Origin of the sequence: Pseudomonas syringae (genome assembly GCF_000737245.1) — a bacterium.
Classification (GTDB): Bacteria; Pseudomonadota; Gammaproteobacteria; order Pseudomonadales; family Pseudomonadaceae; genus Aquipseudomonas; species Aquipseudomonas syringae_J.
Map to the genome: position 1 here is coordinate 1 of NZ_JPQU01000103.1, position 304 is coordinate 304.

Consider the following 304-nt stretch of genomic DNA (forward strand, 5'->3'; position numbering starts at 1 on the left):
GCTTGCTCGCGAAGAACGATGACGCGATGCGCCTGGCGTGCCGCGTACCCCTGTGGGAGCGGTGCTTGCTCGCGAAGAATGATGACGCGATGCGCCTGGCGTGCCGCGTACCCCTGTGCGGTGCTTGGTCTGGGCCGCATCCGGGTGATACAGACACTCCGGTTCATCAGTCCTACCGCGTCATCGTTCATCGCGGGCAAGCACCGCAGTAAATCGGAGGTTGTCTGCTACCCCGAGGCGCTACGATTCGCGGGCAAGCCTCGCTCCAACGGGAAACTCAGTCGCCTGTTGGAGCCGAGCTTGC

Annotated in this window: 1 protein-coding gene; it reads left to right on the forward strand. The window is 63.8% G+C overall.

Features of this window, described 5'->3' with window-relative positions; genetic code table 11:
- Nucleotides 1–212: hypothetical protein (locus tag IV01_RS27215; RefSeq protein ID WP_032631871.1), on the forward strand; the 212-nt coding region annotated here is incomplete at its 5' end.
- Nucleotides 213–304 lie beyond the last annotated feature (92 nt).